At 66.7% G+C, this 14,233-nt stretch carries 13 protein-coding genes; 1 reads left to right on the top strand and 12 read right to left on the bottom strand.

The annotated features are described in order from the left end of the window. Positions 1-40: 40 nt before the first annotated feature. The 10 genes from V6V88_RS08720 to panD form a co-directional block, all read right to left on the bottom strand. Positions 41-1,177 (bottom strand): general secretion pathway protein, encoded by a 1,137-nt coding sequence (locus V6V88_RS08720; RefSeq protein ID WP_175157095.1) that lies wholly within the window; start codon positions 1,175-1,177, stop codon positions 41-43. Next, on the bottom strand, positions 1,170-2,942 hold the full coding sequence (locus V6V88_RS08715; RefSeq protein WP_223574919.1) for an ATPase, T2SS/T4P/T4SS family: 1,773 nt from the start codon (positions 2,940-2,942) through the stop codon (positions 1,170-1,172). The genes V6V88_RS08720 and V6V88_RS08715 overlap by 8 nt, the downstream gene beginning before the upstream one ends. After that, a complete protein-coding gene (locus tag V6V88_RS08710) occupies positions 2,942-3,385 on the bottom strand; it encodes a hypothetical protein (RefSeq protein ID WP_223574917.1) in 444 nt (147 codons plus the stop codon). The genes V6V88_RS08715 and V6V88_RS08710 overlap by 1 nt, the downstream gene beginning before the upstream one ends. A 34-nt stretch (positions 3,386-3,419) precedes the next feature. Next, positions 3,420-4,757 carry a hypothetical protein gene (locus V6V88_RS08705; protein WP_280002058.1) on the bottom strand — a complete coding sequence of 446 codons (1,338 nt, stop codon included), beginning with the start codon at positions 4,755-4,757 and terminating at the stop codon, positions 3,420-3,422. 2 nt (positions 4,758-4,759) lie between these two features. Continuing rightward, complete coding sequence (locus tag V6V88_RS08700) at positions 4,760-6,385, bottom strand: hypothetical protein (protein ID WP_223574914.1); 1,626 nt, start codon at positions 6,383-6,385, stop codon at positions 4,760-4,762. Beyond that, complete coding sequence (locus V6V88_RS08695) at positions 6,382-7,293, bottom strand: TcpQ domain-containing protein (protein WP_338618855.1); 912 nt, start codon at positions 7,291-7,293, stop codon at positions 6,382-6,384. The genes V6V88_RS08700 and V6V88_RS08695 overlap by 4 nt, the downstream gene beginning before the upstream one ends. Positions 7,294-7,504: 211 nt before the next feature. Next, positions 7,505-8,845: an extracellular solute-binding protein gene (locus V6V88_RS08690; RefSeq protein WP_062842044.1), complete on the bottom strand. Its 1,341-nt coding sequence runs from the start codon at positions 8,843-8,845 to the stop codon at positions 7,505-7,507. Positions 8,846-8,849: 4 nt separating this feature from the next. Continuing rightward, a complete protein-coding gene (locus V6V88_RS08685) occupies positions 8,850-10,106 on the bottom strand; it encodes a D-amino acid dehydrogenase (protein ID WP_062842045.1) in 1,257 nt (418 codons plus the stop codon). A gap of 127 nt (positions 10,107-10,233) precedes the next feature. Beyond that, entirely contained in the window at positions 10,234-11,280 is a 1,047-nt protein-coding gene (locus tag V6V88_RS08680) for a CDP-6-deoxy-delta-3,4-glucoseen reductase (RefSeq protein WP_062842046.1), read from the bottom strand. A 70-nt stretch (positions 11,281-11,350) separates the two neighbouring features. Continuing rightward, the gene (gene panD / locus V6V88_RS08675) at positions 11,351-11,719 is read right to left on the bottom strand and encodes an aspartate 1-decarboxylase (RefSeq protein WP_050446262.1); all 369 of its coding nucleotides are present in this window, start codon (positions 11,717-11,719) and stop codon (positions 11,351-11,353) included. 207 nt (positions 11,720-11,926) lie between these two features. On the opposite strand from panD, the gene sugE reads away from it, so the two are divergent. Then, positions 11,927-12,244, top strand: coding sequence for a quaternary ammonium compound efflux SMR transporter SugE (gene sugE, locus V6V88_RS08670; protein WP_056315644.1), 318 nt, complete (start codon positions 11,927-11,929; stop codon positions 12,242-12,244). Between the two features lie 59 nt (positions 12,245-12,303). On the opposite strand, the gene V6V88_RS08665 is transcribed toward sugE, so the two are convergent. Together V6V88_RS08665 and thpD are read right to left on the bottom strand one after the other, a co-directional pair. Continuing rightward, positions 12,304-13,176, bottom strand: coding sequence for an MOSC N-terminal beta barrel domain-containing protein (locus tag V6V88_RS08665; protein WP_279214135.1), 873 nt, complete (start codon positions 13,174-13,176; stop codon positions 12,304-12,306). A 122-nt stretch (positions 13,177-13,298) separates the two neighbouring features. Further along, complete coding sequence (gene thpD, locus V6V88_RS08660) at positions 13,299-14,225, bottom strand: ectoine hydroxylase (RefSeq protein ID WP_056315639.1); 927 nt, start codon at positions 14,223-14,225, stop codon at positions 13,299-13,301. Between the last annotated feature and the right edge of the window lie 8 nt (positions 14,226-14,233).

Below are 14,233 nucleotides of genomic sequence, written 5' to 3'. Positions count from 1 at the left end.
CGCGCGGCGAGCCGCGCAGTTGCCGCCAACCGGCGATCCACTACTGGCTGGCATAGAAATTGGTCAACGCCAGGCGCAGCTCGTCGATCACCGCGTAGTGCCACAGCGTGATGCCCAGCACCGTGGACAACGAGGCAATCAGCAATGACCAGCGCAGCACCAGCGCCTGCCGCCGCACTCGGGCCAGCAGGCGGACCTCCACGCGCTGGCGCACGCGGGCCAGACCCGGCTCGACGCCCAGCGCATCCATCAGGTCCGCCATGTACCACCAGGTCTGGGCATCCAGCAGACCGGTGCCGAAGATTTCCGCGCCGCTGGCGCCGCCGTCGATCCGGCTCAGCATGGCCTGCAGGTGCGCCAGCAGCCATGGCGAGGCGTCGCGCGCCTGCACGGACAGCGCGTGGCGCAAACGCGTGTCGGCTGCGCCGTGCTGTCTGATGAGCACGGCCAGCAGCGATAGAAAGCGGATCGCCTGGAAATCGCGATACAGCCGCCAGAGCAGCCAGCGGTCGAGCACGGCGCGGATATCGCCCGTGAAGTTGGCGAGCGACCAGAGCGCCAGCATGACCGCGCCGAATATCAGGACGACCCACAGCGCAAGCCACTGCTTCAAGCCGCCCGCCAGCGCGAACAGGCCACGCGTGAGCGGCGCATAGTCTTCGGCGGGCACGGCCTGGAAAACCTGCTGCAGCCTAGGCACGCTGAAAAACGGAATGGCGCACAGCAATGCGAAAGCCACGATGGCGGCGATCACGCCCGTGGCCGCCGCCGACAGCAATGCCGACCAGGCCTCGGACGCCAACCTGACGGCGCGCGCCAGATCGCGCAGCGCCGCGGCCAGATCGCCGCCTTCCTCCTGCACGCAACTGAGCAACAGGCATTCGCCGTGCGGCAGCGTGTCTGACCACGCAACGCCCAGGTCGCCGCCAGCGCCCAGATAAGCGGCGGCCCAATGCTGGCAGAGGCGCCCGCGCACGGTGTCGGGTCCGTAGCGGCTGGCGTCGTCCTCGAAGATGTCGCGCAGGCTCTTGCGCCCTTGCGTGCCTTCGACGACATCGGCCAGGTATTCGTAATAGTCCGCACGCTGCGCGCGAAAACGCAGCGCATCCAGCCGCAGCCGATGCTGGCCGGCCGACGACGCAGACCAGCGCGATGCGCGCGCTATGACGTCAGCCATGACGGACTCCCTGGGACACGGCCGCGCGGGTCGGCGCAGACGCTGCGGCCAGCACTGAAACAGCCGACACCGAACCCAGCGCCGGCAAGACCGGCAGTTCGAAGCGGCGCAACAGCGTGCGCGGATCGATTTCTCCGAGGCTCGTCCGGTACAAGGCGCAATCCAGCGCCCGCGCGCCGCGCAAGGCGGCATCGCGCCAGGCGCCGCCTATTTCGGGCTGGAACTGCTGCTTCAAGCCGTGGTTGTCGCGCCGCCGCACTTGCTCAAGAAAGCCCCGCACGCGGTCCGGCTCGATCATTTCGGCCGCGACACTGCGTCCCGCCGTGCCGTTCAGTTCCGGCATGTGATCGCGCCGGCACGCGGGGCAGCCTGCCTCGTTCCTGACCTTGAGCGACGCCGCGTCCAGGTCGAAGGTGTCTTGCATCGCGCGCACCCAACTGCGCCAGTCCCAACCTTGCGCCTGCCGCGCCGGGACGCCCGACCACAGGCTGTCCACCGGTAGCGCGCAACCGGGACACAGGCGTGGCAGCAGGGTCTGGTAGATGAGCAGTTTCAGGATGCCGGGCGAAGCCAGAAACTCTCGCGACACACCGATGGCGTCGGAGGCCAGGCGTTCGGGAATCATCGCGGCCGACCCGGCGTGTGTGGTGGCGTACAGGCTCACCCCCGAACTGGCGAGGTCCATGAAGGCGCGGCCCGTCTGGATATCGCGGACCTCGCCGATCAATAGGTCGTTCATGGCCGAGCGCTTGATGGTCTTTAGCTTGGCGTCCAGCGTGGGCCACGCCGCGTCCGCCAGCGCGCCGCTCAACGTGTTCTGCAGCGCGTTGCCGATGTGGTATTCCACGGGATCTTCAAGCGTGATGACCTTACGTGTTGGCGAGATGCCTCGCATCAGCGCGGCGATGGTGGTGGACTTGCCCGAGCCGACCACACCCGCCAGCACGATGGCGCCACCCTCGCGCTCGCGCGCCCGCAGCAACGTTTCGGCCTGCGCGGGCAGGTAACCCAAGGCCAGCAGGTCGCCGTTGACGGTCGCGTCCAGCCGCAGGATCCGCAGGCACACCGAAGGCCCCGCGTCCGCGGCCAGGGAGGCCCAGCGCAACACGATGGGCGCGGCGTCCACGGTCAGAGAAATGCGCCCCTGTTGCTCGAGCGCCGGATCGAACACCGCGCCGTTGCCGCCGCGCACGTCCATCCACGCCACGGCCAGGACCTCGAGCAGCGTGGCGCTGGAAAGACCCGCGAACCGCTCGGCGCCGACATACTCGCCGTGAATGGTGTAGCGGATGTCGCCGCCGTCGCGCCGCTGGTCCACGTTGATGTGCACGTCGCTGGCGCCCTGCACCACGCCCCAGCGGATGATGTCGAGGAACAACGCAGCCAGCGCCGAGGCGCGTTCGGCCGGGTTGGCCTTTGCCAGGCGCCCCGGCCCGGACGCCGTGTACTGGCCTCGCGCGATCATCAGCAAAAGCGGCGCGGGAACGGCGTAGCGCGCGGGATGCGCCATGCGGTAACCCGCTGCTTTCACCATCCGTTCGACCTCATCGATCGGGTCGCCAACGGTGTATTCCTTGACGGCGAAGATCGCAGCCTGGCCGCCTTCAAGCAACACCGGGCAGAGGCGGCCGGCCAGCGCCGCCAGATCGAACTGGCGGCTCAGCGCGCGCACGAAGGCCGGCTCCATGCCAGCGACGTCTTCAGGCGTATGCAGTTCGGGCGGGCAAGCTGGCATTGCCGAAGCGGGCAAGGTGTGCATCGGCATCAATGGCCCCTTCCTGCATCCAGACAAGCCGACAGCTCGCGACCGTCGCGCTGCAAGCGCACGCAGGCGCCGTCGACGGCCAGCAGGCGATACGGCGCCATCAGTGCGCCGCCTGCCACGGGATCGGCACGGCCGGCCCGGTAGCGCAGCAAGGTCCCGTTGACGACGACGTCCACGTTCAAGGCGCGCGCCGTGCCGAATATCGCGGTCACGCGGATGTCGTCTGCGCCGTGTGCAACGGATGGCGCCGAGGCGCTCTTGCCTTCGCCCACTCCGCAAAGGCCCGGCACCCGGCAGTCAGCCAATGCGGCCGCGGCATCCGCCCGCAACAAGGTGCGGACGGTCTCGACCTCTGGCCAGGGTTGGGGCGTCTGCGCGTGATCCGCGGCCCGGGCTTGGCCTGCCGAGACCGCCGCGGCGCTCAGTGAAATGCGGGCCAGCATGCGCCCGATTGCGCGTCTGCGCTGGATGCAAAACTTATTCCTGTTCATAAAGATCCCCCTGCAATTCAGCGACAAGCGCACTCGCGACGAGGCTGGGCCGCGGTTGCGGCTGCACATTCACCACAAGGCGCGACCAGCGGGCAGCGGGCACTGGCCCCGGCAGCAACGCCATGGAGCGCAACGGGCCATGCAAGACCAGGCTGCGCCTGCGAACAAGCGGCGTTCCCCATCCGTCAGCGCTGTCGGGCGACGCAACGGCACGCGCCGCGGCAGGCAGCCGCGGCATCAGCGGCACGGCCGGCGACAGCGCAACGGAAGCGAATGCGGGACGCAGCCCTTGCAGCCCCCCTGCCACCCGCGTGTCCACGTGCATCGACGTGGGCAACGCCAGGTCGGCCACACGGATGGGCGCCGACGCCACGCGCCAGGCCAGCGTGGCTTCCTCGAGCGGCTTGAACGACACCTGCCAGCCGGCGGGCAGCAGCGCGTGCAGCCCGTGATTGGTGGCGAGCGGGTGAGCCCTGGCATATACGGCCGCGCAGTCCCATTGCTGCGCGGCGGCCTCGCATTGGGCGCGGCGCAGCGCCCAACCCTGCACCTGCACAGGCAACGCCGCCACGCTGGCGAGCAGGCGCGTCAGGTCCGTGGCGGGATGGACCGTCGTGCCTTGCAGCATCGCCTCGTACGCGTCAGCCATCGGGTCTCGAACCGCGGCTGGCGCGGATGGGGCCGCCGGTTTGCGCGCGAACGGGGCGACGCTCGCGTTCCACAAAGATGGCGCAATGGCGGCAAGACCAATGCAGGCAAGAAATAGACGCAGGGCGGCAGGCAGTTCGGCCCAACGCGAAGGCAGCACCGTCAGCGCGGCGCCAGACTCCACCGTCTGCGCCAATGCCGCCCACACCTGATCCGGCGAATGCTCCGTCAGCGACGGACGCTGCGCGAGCAGCGCGCGCTGTTCCGACTGTGCATCATCCAGCGAATCGAACACCCTGTCCGTCTGCGACAGGACGGCGCCGCCATGTGCGGCAACCAGCCAATGGCGTCCATCCGGCAGGCGAACCAGACTATGGCCGCCCTCGGGATACAGCAGGGCGAACAACTGCGCGGCCGATTGCGGCGGCGTGGCGCCCGGTGACCGCGCGCGGCGCCAGGGCCGCGCCGCCCGCAGGCCCGGCCGTCCCCGCCCATACCCCGCGACCATTGCCGGCGATCCGCCCACAACGTAGTGCGTGGCGCGCAGGCGGCGCCCGCGGGATCGGGCGAGCTTGGGGACATTGGAGCCGATGAGCGCAAACCAGCGCAGGCCGAACGCCAGCATGCGATCCGCACCGGGGCATTCGATCAGCAGAAATTGAGGGGCCCGGTTCACGATCAATACCCTTCCTCGACCTGGGCTGTCACCAGGATGAGGGTGGTATGGCGTTCGGTGGCCGCGCTGTCCAGACCGCCGGCCACGAGCGGCAAGCCGGGCGCCAGCCGTTGGCGATCATGCTGATCCTGCTTGCGGTCAAAGCCGGCCACGATCATGGGTTGCCCTGGGCGCAGTTCGATCTGCTGCACCGTGCCACTGCCATCGATGGTGATCTGCTGCACCTGAACCTGATTGGCGCTTTCACCGAACGTGATCGTCTTCAGGGGCTGCGCGACCGCGTTGTCATACGCGATCGAAAGCAGGATCTGCCCGTCTTCCTGGATGTCCGGCACCAGCGTAAGGAATGAACCGACGGTTTCTTCCTTTTGGCTGATGGACACCGCAGGCAGCGTCCCATTTGCGCCGGTGGACGTCATGCCGGGCATTGCCGTGCTCTGCACGCGATCGATGTACGAGAACGTGGTTCGCACGGCGTGCGAGACCGGCCGGCGGTTCAAGGTGAGAACCGGGATCTTGCTGTGCCGCACGACCGCCCCCATCGTGCTGAGCGCGGAGACGATGGCCTGCGAGCCCTGGAATGGCCCTTGGGCCGATGCAGCCTGAAGCAGGCCCGCGCCGGTGACGGGCACCCCCGGCATGGCCAGTCGTGCCGTCGCGCCCGCGGCCGCATACAGCGCGTTCCAGTCCAGACCGCCGGCGGCCTCGGAGCTGGCAATGAGGGTGATCTCCTCGAAAAGGAGGCGGACGCGGCGGGTCAGCGCCTTGTTCTCGCGCTCGAGGTAGCGCGCGACCCGGTCTAGCGCGTCGGGCGTATCGGTAACCACCAGCGCGGCCGCGCCTTCCACGGGCTCTGCGATCACGCCGGATCGCGTGAGGAATGGCAGGATGTTTGCGCGCAAGATGGCCAGCGCGTTGTGCTCGCCTGCGGATAGCGTGGTGTTGGATGTGCTTTCGAATCCCTCGCCTTCCGCGCTGCCCGACCGGCCGAGCCGCACGTCAACCTTGCTGGCCAACGTTAGCGCGCGCAGGTCGAAGACGCGCGTTTCGGTGCGGTAGAACTCGAGCGCGTTGTGTTCGTAACGCCAGTGCACCGAGAAGCGTGCGGCCAGCGCATCGAGCAGATCGGCGAGCGGTTGCGGATCCGCGCGCACTTCGATGCGCGCGGGCGCGGCCAAGGCTACTGAGCCGCTGACGGCCAGACGCGGCAGGAAATGGTCTGAGGCAAGTAGTGCGTCCGGACGCACGCGCACCGCGATGCCGGTAGCGGCGGTCAGGCGCTGAGCCAGCGTGGGCAGGTCCGCGTCGTCAGCCAGCATGAGCGTGGTTTTCACGTTTTCACGCAATGCGGGCGGCAGCACGACCTCGCGCGCAAGCGGTTGCGGCTTGCCCGCAAGCCAGGGTGTGGCGACTTCCTGTGCGGCGATGCGCGCCTGACGATCGGTCAAGCCATCGGCATAGGCCGCGTGTCGGGACGCGGCATCCGCATGCTGGGCGCTGGCCGCGCGCCGCATGTCCGTGACCCGTTCAGATACCGAGCATCCGGCGAGGACGCACGAGAGAGACACGCAAGCGAGAGCCCGGCATTTGCGCAAACGAGCGGCGCGGGCAAACAGGCTGATGATCATGCCGCGGCTCCTTTGGGCGTGGCCGCGCGCGAGCACGATTGCGCAAGCGGCACCACCCGCAGAACGCGGTTGCCGTAGAAGCAAGGTTGCAGGGGTCGGTCCGCCAGTTCGGTTGCGCCAAGCAGGCCGCGCACGGCAGCCTTGAAGTCACCGGGAAATTCGGCCGTGGCAGCCAGCGGAATGTCGACGTCCACCGCCCAATGCTGCGGTTGGAACGTCCAGCCGGCCGAGTCAGCCCAGCGCGCAAGGACGGCGCGCAGCGTGGCGTCGGGCGGCGCCGCGCGGAATGCGGCGGCGTGCGGGGCCACCTGTACGCCGGCGTTCCCGGCCTCGTGCGCGGTCGGCGGTGCGATGCCCGCGGCTTGGGAATTCAGCATCTGCAGGCCGGCCGGCGCGTTGCCGTCCGATCGCGCGGGCGTGTCCGTCGAAAGCGTGATGGACGCAGTGGCATCGCGCGGCGGACGCTGCAATTGATCGGGTCCTGCCGCCGTGGACAGCGCCAGGCGGGAGGCGGATGCCGGTTCGCGCGCCGGGTTGGCCGCGGCATGCGCGCGCCGCGCCCGCGCGGTCAACCTGCCGCCGCGAAAGGAAAGCCCATTCCATGCGCCAGCAACCACGACGTAGGGGTCGCGCCGTACGTACGGCAAGGGGTGCTCGCCGCCGTCGCCCAGGCCGAAGATGGCCGGCAACGGTTGGCCCGGCAAGAACTGCAACCAGGTCTCGCGGCCGTCGTCGAAGACCTGCAGCGGTGCAACGGCGGGATCGCCGGACAGTTGCCAATCGAAACGGAACCCCTGAGAGGACGGAATGCCGGACTGCCAGGAAGATCCGCCCGCCGCACCGGGGCCCGACCACGAGCAGGCGCCAAGGCAAGACAGCCCGGCCGCCAGGAAAAAGATTCGTACCATGCCTCACCGCGAACAAAGGGCGCATCGGAAGCGACACGCATGAGCGGCATGGTGGCCGAGCACGGAAGGCGCCGCCAGACTGGCATGTACGTAGGGATGGAATCATCCCCACTGACGGAGCTACGAATTCAGGCGCAAAAAAAGCCCGGTCCGAAGACCGGGCTTTGCTTGCTGCGCGTGGCGTGCGGCTTTGCTTGCCGCACGGCTGCGATCAGCGCTGCGTGGCGATGGTGCGGGCCTGCGCGGCAGCGTTGTTCAGTGCGGCAACGGGCGGCACCTTGCCGTCGAAGGCGTCGGTGAGCTCCTTGTTCAGCACGGGCTCGATACGATCGTAGTTGGCCATGCGGAAGCCGCGGCTGTTCTGGACGGGCTTGGCGCTCATCGAGGCGACAACAGCCTGCGCGCCCGGGATCTTGCTGTAGAACGACACGTCGGAAGCGCGGAACGCGGCTTCCGTCAGCGGCAGGTAACCCGTGCGCTGGTGCCATTCGGCTGCGACGACCGGCTTTGACAGCCATGCCAGGAACTGCGCGGTGGCTTTTTCCTGCGCCTGCGGGTGGCCTTCCAGCGCCCACAATGCCGAACCGCTGACGAACGGCTTGCCGCCTTCCTTGGTGACTTGCTCGTAGTAGGGCAGCGGCGCGACGCCGAAGTTCAGCGACTTGGTGGCCAGGAACTGGCCTAAAGCGCCCGAATTGGCCGTCAGCACTGCGCATTCGCCCTTGGCGAACAGCTTGTCGTTGGCGTTGTCGCCGGAATAGGCAGTGAACAGCAGCGAACGCTTCCAGCTCACCATCAGCGAGATGTGGCGCATGTACAGCGTGTCGAACTGCATGGCGGGGGCAGCGGACTTCTTGGTGACCGCATCCAGGCCGTTGTTGTTGCTGGTGAACTGCTGGTTGTTGATGGGCGCCAGGTTTTCAAGGTGGACCGCGACCTGGTCGCTGGACGCGTAGGGGCAGTCGATGTCGGCCACGTCGCGCAGCTTCAGCAGTTCAGCCTGCAGCGCGGTCCACGTGCGCGCCGGCTTGTTGGGATCGAGACCGGCCTTCTTGTAGGCGGCGGTGTTGTAGAACATCACGGGCACTTCGGCCATCCAGGGGAAAGCCAGCAGACGGCCCTTGCTGTCGCGCGTGAAATTGCTGGTGGCCGGGATGAACCAGTTCAGGTCCTTGATCGGATACTTGGCCAGCAGTTCGTACAGCGGCAGTACCGCCTTGTGCTGAGCCACGATTTCGGGCGAATGGTTATCGGACAGTTGCAGCAGGTTCGGGCCCTTCTTGGCCTTTACCGCGGACACGGCCTCTTGTTCCAGGGCGGACGGCGAGGCGAAGCCGCGCAGCGTCACTTTGACGTCGTCCTGTTCCTTGTTGTATTGCTTGGCGAGCTTTTCGAACTCGGCCTTGTTTGCGTCTGTCAGGGTGTGCCAGACCTGGATCTCGACGGGTGCGGCATTTGCCACGCCGGCCATCGCCATCGCGGCGCCAAACACCCATGCGCGCCGGCTGGCGAACATCGCGCGGGCAACGCCCGCCAATTGCAGTTTCTTCATAGGTTCACAGACCAAGAAAAGGGAATTCCGGTTCTGGCCGCCGTCCACTGATCAGATCGGCCAATGCCCGGCCCGAGCCAACACCCATCGTCCAGCCAAGCGTACCGTGTCCTGTATTGATATACAAATTCGGAATGCGGCTGCGGCCAATGATGGGTACGTTCGAGGGGGTGGACGGGCGCAAGCCCGACCAATAGCTGACGCGTCCGAAATCGAGCGCGTCGGGAAAGAGTTCTTTGGCGAGGCGGGTCAAGGCCTCGCAGCGGCCGGTATTCAGACTGCGGGAATAGCCGGACAGTTCCGCCGTGCCCGCCATGCGCAGCCGATCGCCCAAGCGCGAGAAGACGATCTTGTGGCTGCTGTCGGTCAGGCTGACGGTGGGGGTCGCACCCGGATTCAGCACCGGGAAGGTGGCCGAATAGCCCTTTGCCGGATACACGTTGCACGGGATTCCGAGGGGACGCAGCATCGCGGGGCTGAAGCTACCCATGGCGACGACATAGGCGTCGGCCGAGAGCGTGGCATACCGGCCATCGGGCTGGATGATTTCGATGCCCGTGACCGCGCCGCCCTGAGTCAGGAGCCGGGTCGCCCGCGTGTTGTATTGGAATTCGACGCCCGCGCGCGCGCAGTGTTCGGCCAGTGCGACGGTAAAGAGGTGTACGTCCCCGCTTTCGTCCTCGGGGGTGTAATCGCCGCCCACGATGGTGGCACGATGCGGCGCCAGCGCGGGCTCTATGGCGATGACTTCGTCGGCAGTCACGACACGGCGTTCCACGCCGAAGTCGCGCATCAGGCCGGCGGCGCGCTGCGAGTTTTCGAATTCGTGGGGATCGCGGTAGAAATTCAGGATGCCGCGCTCGAGGTGGTCGTACTGGATGCCGAGGTCGGCGCGCATTCCGCGCAGCGTGGCGCGGCTGTATTCGGCCATGCGAACCATCGCCCGGATGTTGGGAGCGAGCCGGCTGGGAAGGCATTCGCGCAGGAAAGCCAGCCCCCACATCCATTGCCGCCAGTCGAGTTGCGGGCGGAACAGCAGCGGCGCGTCGTCGCGGAACATCCACCTGAGCAGCTTCATCGGCGCCTGGGGATTGGCCCAGGGTTCGGCGTAGGACACGGAAATCTGCGCGCCGTTGGCAAGGCTGGTTTCTTGTGCGGGACCGGTGCAGCGGTCAATGACCACGACGTCATGACCCGCCTGGCTGAGCCACCAGGCGCTGGAGATGCCGATAATGCCGCTACCCAATACCGCTACTTTCATGCCTGCATTGCTCCTTGCATGCCGGTTGCGTGCGCGGACCCGATGTCCGCGTACCCCCGGCAGGCCGCTGCCAAAGCAGTTTACCTTGCCGTTTTGCAGCCGCCTAAGTAATAAAAAAACATATTACTTACGACCCGGCCTTCGCCAGATCGGCCTCGGACGTGAACGCGTCCGCGTAGAACTCTTCGGGTGGCAGGCCGTTCTGCGCGCTGAACTCACGGCGCGCGGCATCGACCATCAGCGGGGTGCCGCAGGCATAGACCTGATGCCCGGACAGGTCCGCGATGTCTTGCATCACGGCTTCGTGGACAAAGCCGGTGCGGCCGGTCCAGTTGTCTTCCTGCAGCGCGTTGGACACCACCGGGACGTAACGCAAGTTCGGCAGCTGGGCCGACCAGGACTGCGCCAGCGCGTCCATGTAAAGGTCTTGCGGACGGCGGCCGCCCCAATACAGCGCGACGGGCCGGGTGATGTTCTTGTGGATCATGTGTTCGACGATCGCCTTGACCGGCGCAAAGCCCGTGCCGCTGGCCAGCAGCACGATGGGCTTGTCGCTGTCTTCGCGCAGGAAGAACGAGCCGAAGGGCCCTTCCAGGCGCAGGATCTCGCGTTCCTTCATCTGCGTGTCGCCGGCGCCGAAGACGTGATCGGTGAAGAGCCCGCCCGGCATGTGCCGGATGTGCAGTTCCAGCGGGCTGCCGGTGTGCGGCGCGCCGGCCATCGAATAGCTGCGGCGGCGGCCGTCCTTTAGAATGATTTCGACGTACTGCCCGGCGTAGTAGCGGAACTGCTCGGAGGCCGGCAGTTGCAGCTTCAGGACCGTGACGTCCGGCGCCACGCGCTCCATGGTCTGGACACGCGACGGCAGCTTGCGGATCTGGATGTCGCTGGCCAGCCGGACTTCGGTGGACTCGACCACGAGGTCGGACTCGGGGCGGGCCTGGCAGAAGAGCGTGTAGCCGTCGGCCAGTTCCTCGGGCGACAGGATCTGCGCGGGGTACTGGCCGGCGTCGAACTCCCCGGAAACCACTTTGCCCTTGCAGGTGGAGCACGCGCCGTTGCGACAGCTGTAAGGCAGGACGATGCCCGCCGCCAATGCGGCGTCGAGCACGGTCTGGCCGGGCTCGACCGGGAATTGATGCTTGCTGGGTTGAATGATGACCTGGAAGCTCATGATGAAACGGTTCAGAGGCGACGAAGCGCTATCCGGGTATTGCCGGAAAGGCGCCCCGCCCGGCCCGGCGTCATGCCGGGAACTTGCGGATTTCCTTGACGCGGTTGGCGTCGTCAACCAGCACCACCTGGGGCTTGTGCGTGGCCGAATCTTCTTCGGACATGGGGCCGTACGTGCAGATGATCAGCAGGTCGCCCACCTGCGCCCGGCGCGCCGCCGCGCCGTTCAGCGAGATGGCGCCGCTGCCGCGCGCAGCCTTGATGATGTAGGTGTCGAAGCGTTCGCCATTCGTCACGTTGTAGAGTTCGATGCGTTCGAACTCGCGCATGCCGGCAGCGTCGAGGAGGTCTTCGTCGATGCCGCAAGACCCTTCGTAGTGAAGGTCGGCTTCGGTGACCGTGACGCGGTGCAGCTTTGCCCGCAGCATGATGCGTTGCATAAAAAATTCCTGGTTCCGCGGCCCGGACCGCGAAGTGTTGCATGGTTGATGCCCGGCATCCGGATTTGCCGTCGAAAGCCGGTATTCTATAATTTTTGCCGCAACGGGACGGCCCGTTGCTGCGCACAGTCAAACGGCTGGCGCGTTTTCCGGGGACGACCCCATTTATGCCGGCGGCTTGCCGGCAGCGTAACTTGGGAGTCGTGAATGACCTGGATCATCCTGGTATTGGCCGGCCTGTTCGAAATCGTCTGGGCCGTCGGCCTGAAATACACGCACGGATTCACCCGGCTGTGGCCATCCGTTGGCACCGTGGCCGGCATGCTGGCCAGTTTCTGGCTGCTGGCCTTGGCCATGAAAACCCTGCCGCTGGGCACCGCCTACGCCGTGTGGGTAGGGATCGGCACGATCGGCGCCTTCGTGGCAGGCATCGTGCTGTTCGGGGAATCGGCGAACTGGCTGCGCATTGCCAGCGTTGCGTTGATCGTGCTGGGTCTGGTTGGCCTGAAGCTGTCCACGCCATAAGGCTCAGGCCGCTCAAGGCATAAGGCTCAGGCCTAGCCCAGGCCCATCGGGGCGGCGCGTCAGAAATCCAGTTCGATCTCGACCGCGTCGCCCAACTTCAGCCTCGCGCCCGCCGGCGCATCCAGAATGGCGTTCTGGCCGAACACCACCCCGATGTCCAGATTGCGGTAACCCGCCAACGTGCGGCCCGGCTCCTCGTATTGCCTGGCCGTGCGCTGGTCGATGTCGGGAATCGAGCAACGCGTGCACGGCTTGACGAACGCCATGCGCACGCCCGCCGCCGTGATCATGGCGGTGTGGTCTTCTTCGAAGGCTTCCCATTCGCCTTCGACCACGATGTTGGGACGGAAGCGGTCCATCGGCACCGGATCCGCCCCCTTGGCCTTCAGGCGGCCATTCAGGTCGTCCAGCGACGCCTGGTTGGCGATCAGCAGCGGAAACCCGTCGGCAAATCCGAAGCAGTGCTCGCCGACGAAAGCGTCGGCCAGGTCGGGGTGTGCATCAACCCAGCGTGACACCCAATCAGGCTTGGCGTCGCGGCGCGCCGCGGCGTCCACCTTGAGCAGGGCGCACGGGGTCTGCACAAACTGGGACAGCCACTGGGCGGCGGCCTCGCTTTCGCGCCGGGCCGTGGTGGTGTCGCTCCAGACGCCAACCGAGAGCGCCTCGCCGTGCAGACCCGACCCGTCCAGCGGAACGTCCAGGTCCGCCATGCCGGGCGCCGACAGCCGCAGCGCGTGCGCGGTGAGCGCCGTGCGGATGAGCGCCATGGCTGGCCATTGCCGCTGCGTCATGAACTGGCCTGCCGCGTCCACCACCATCCAGCGCCGGTCATTGGCCAGCCCCGCCCGGTCGATGGGCGATTCGGTCAGGTCGATGCCCGCGCAGGATTTGACGGGATAGATATGCAGGCTGAGGATGCGGGCGGACATGGCGGCGATGGCTCAACGGGTGACGGATGCCGCAGAGAATACAAGAAATGCGGCACGCCGGGCCGCCCGAAAGAGACAAAAAAAGCCCGGGACAAGCCCGGGCCAGATCAGGTGGCGGTTGCTCAGCCGCCCACCAGCTTCAAGGTGTCAAGCGGGGTCACCGCCTTGAACCCCTTGCGCGTCGCGATGTGCTCGGGACGCGGGGTCAGCCCGTACTTGGGCGGATTCAGGGTGTTCTCCATGCTGTTGTAGACCATGAAGACGTTGGACCGCGGCCACGGCGAAATGTTGCTGTTCGAGCCGTGCATGGTGTTGCAGTCGAAGAACACCACCGAGCCGGCCTTGGCCGTCATCGTGCGGATGCCGCCCTGCTCCACCAGCAGTTGCAGGCTGACGGGATCCGGGACCCCGTACTCCTGCTTCTTCAAGGACTGCTTGTAGTGCTCGTTCGGCGTCTCGCCGACGCACGAAATGAACTGGCGATGCGAGCCGGGCACCAGCATCAGCGGGCCGTTGCATTCGTTGTTGTCGGTCAGCAGCACCGAGCAGCTAAGCGCGCGCATCGACGGCATGCCGTCCTCGACGTGCCAGGTCTCGAAATCGGAGTGCCAATAGAACTCCTTGCCCTTGAAGCCCGGCTTCATGTTGGCGCGCGACTGGTGAATGTAGACCTCGGAACCGAGAATCTGGCGCGCCACGTTGACCAGGCGCGGATCCCGCACCAGGCGGGCCAGCATGGGATTGAGCACGTGCACCATGAAGATGGAACGCACGGCGTTGCTGCCCGGCTCGGTGATGGCCTCTTCGCGGCGCACAATGGACGGGTCGCGCGTCATGCGCTCGACCTCGGCCGACAGCGCACGCACTTCGGCCTCCGAGAACAGGTCTTCCAGCAGCAGGAAACCGTCGCGGTCGTACTGGCCCACCTGCTCGGTGGTCAGCGCGCTGGCGTACTTGCCGTCTTCATAGACGACGGGGTCCTGGCGGGAAATGATGGCGGAACTGCGATCCGTACGAGAGGCGTACGGATCCTGCGCGGGTGAGATCATGCGTACCT

The sequence above is a fragment of the Achromobacter sp. E1 genome, assembly GCF_037039475.1.
GTDB classification, from domain to species: Bacteria; Pseudomonadota; Gammaproteobacteria; order Burkholderiales; family Burkholderiaceae_B; genus Achromobacter; species Achromobacter mucicolens.
The sequence above is the reverse complement of the archived record's forward strand: the minus strand, read 5'-3'. Positions and strand labels throughout refer to the sequence as shown.

What these genes read in the sequence shown, in the direction of transcription:
- V6V88_RS08710 (WP_223574917.1), bottom strand. Translation starts at nt 3,385, where the DNA reads ATGCTGGCCCGCATTTCACTGAGCGCCGCGGCGGTCTCGGCAGGCCAA.
- V6V88_RS08690 (WP_062842044.1), bottom strand. Translation starts at nt 8,845, where the DNA reads ATGAAGAAACTGCAATTGGCGGGCGTTGCCCGCGCGATGTTCGCCAGC.
- panD (WP_050446262.1), bottom strand. Translation starts at nt 11,719, where the DNA reads ATGCAACGCATCATGCTGCGGGCAAAGCTGCACCGCGTCACGGTCACC.
- V6V88_RS08720 (WP_175157095.1), bottom strand. Translation starts at nt 1,177, where the DNA reads ATGGCTGACGTCATAGCGCGCGCATCGCGCTGGTCTGCGTCGTCGGCC.
- thpD (WP_056315639.1), bottom strand. Translation starts at nt 14,225, where the DNA reads ATGATCTCACCCGCGCAGGATCCGTACGCCTCTCGTACGGATCGCAGT.
- V6V88_RS08665 (WP_279214135.1), bottom strand. Translation starts at nt 13,176, where the DNA reads ATGTCCGCCCGCATCCTCAGCCTGCATATCTATCCCGTCAAATCCTGC.
- V6V88_RS08715 (WP_223574919.1), bottom strand. Translation starts at nt 2,942, where the DNA reads ATGCCGATGCACACCTTGCCCGCTTCGGCAATGCCAGCTTGCCCGCCC.
- V6V88_RS08685 (WP_062842045.1), bottom strand. Translation starts at nt 10,106, where the DNA reads ATGAAAGTAGCGGTATTGGGTAGCGGCATTATCGGCATCTCCAGCGCC.
- sugE (WP_056315644.1), top strand. Translation starts at nt 11,927, where the DNA reads ATGACCTGGATCATCCTGGTATTGGCCGGCCTGTTCGAAATCGTCTGG.
- V6V88_RS08680 (WP_062842046.1), bottom strand. Translation starts at nt 11,280, where the DNA reads ATGAGCTTCCAGGTCATCATTCAACCCAGCAAGCATCAATTCCCGGTC.
- V6V88_RS08700 (WP_223574914.1), bottom strand. Translation starts at nt 6,385, where the DNA reads ATGATCATCAGCCTGTTTGCCCGCGCCGCTCGTTTGCGCAAATGCCGG.
- V6V88_RS08695 (WP_338618855.1), bottom strand. Translation starts at nt 7,293, where the DNA reads ATGGTACGAATCTTTTTCCTGGCGGCCGGGCTGTCTTGCCTTGGCGCC.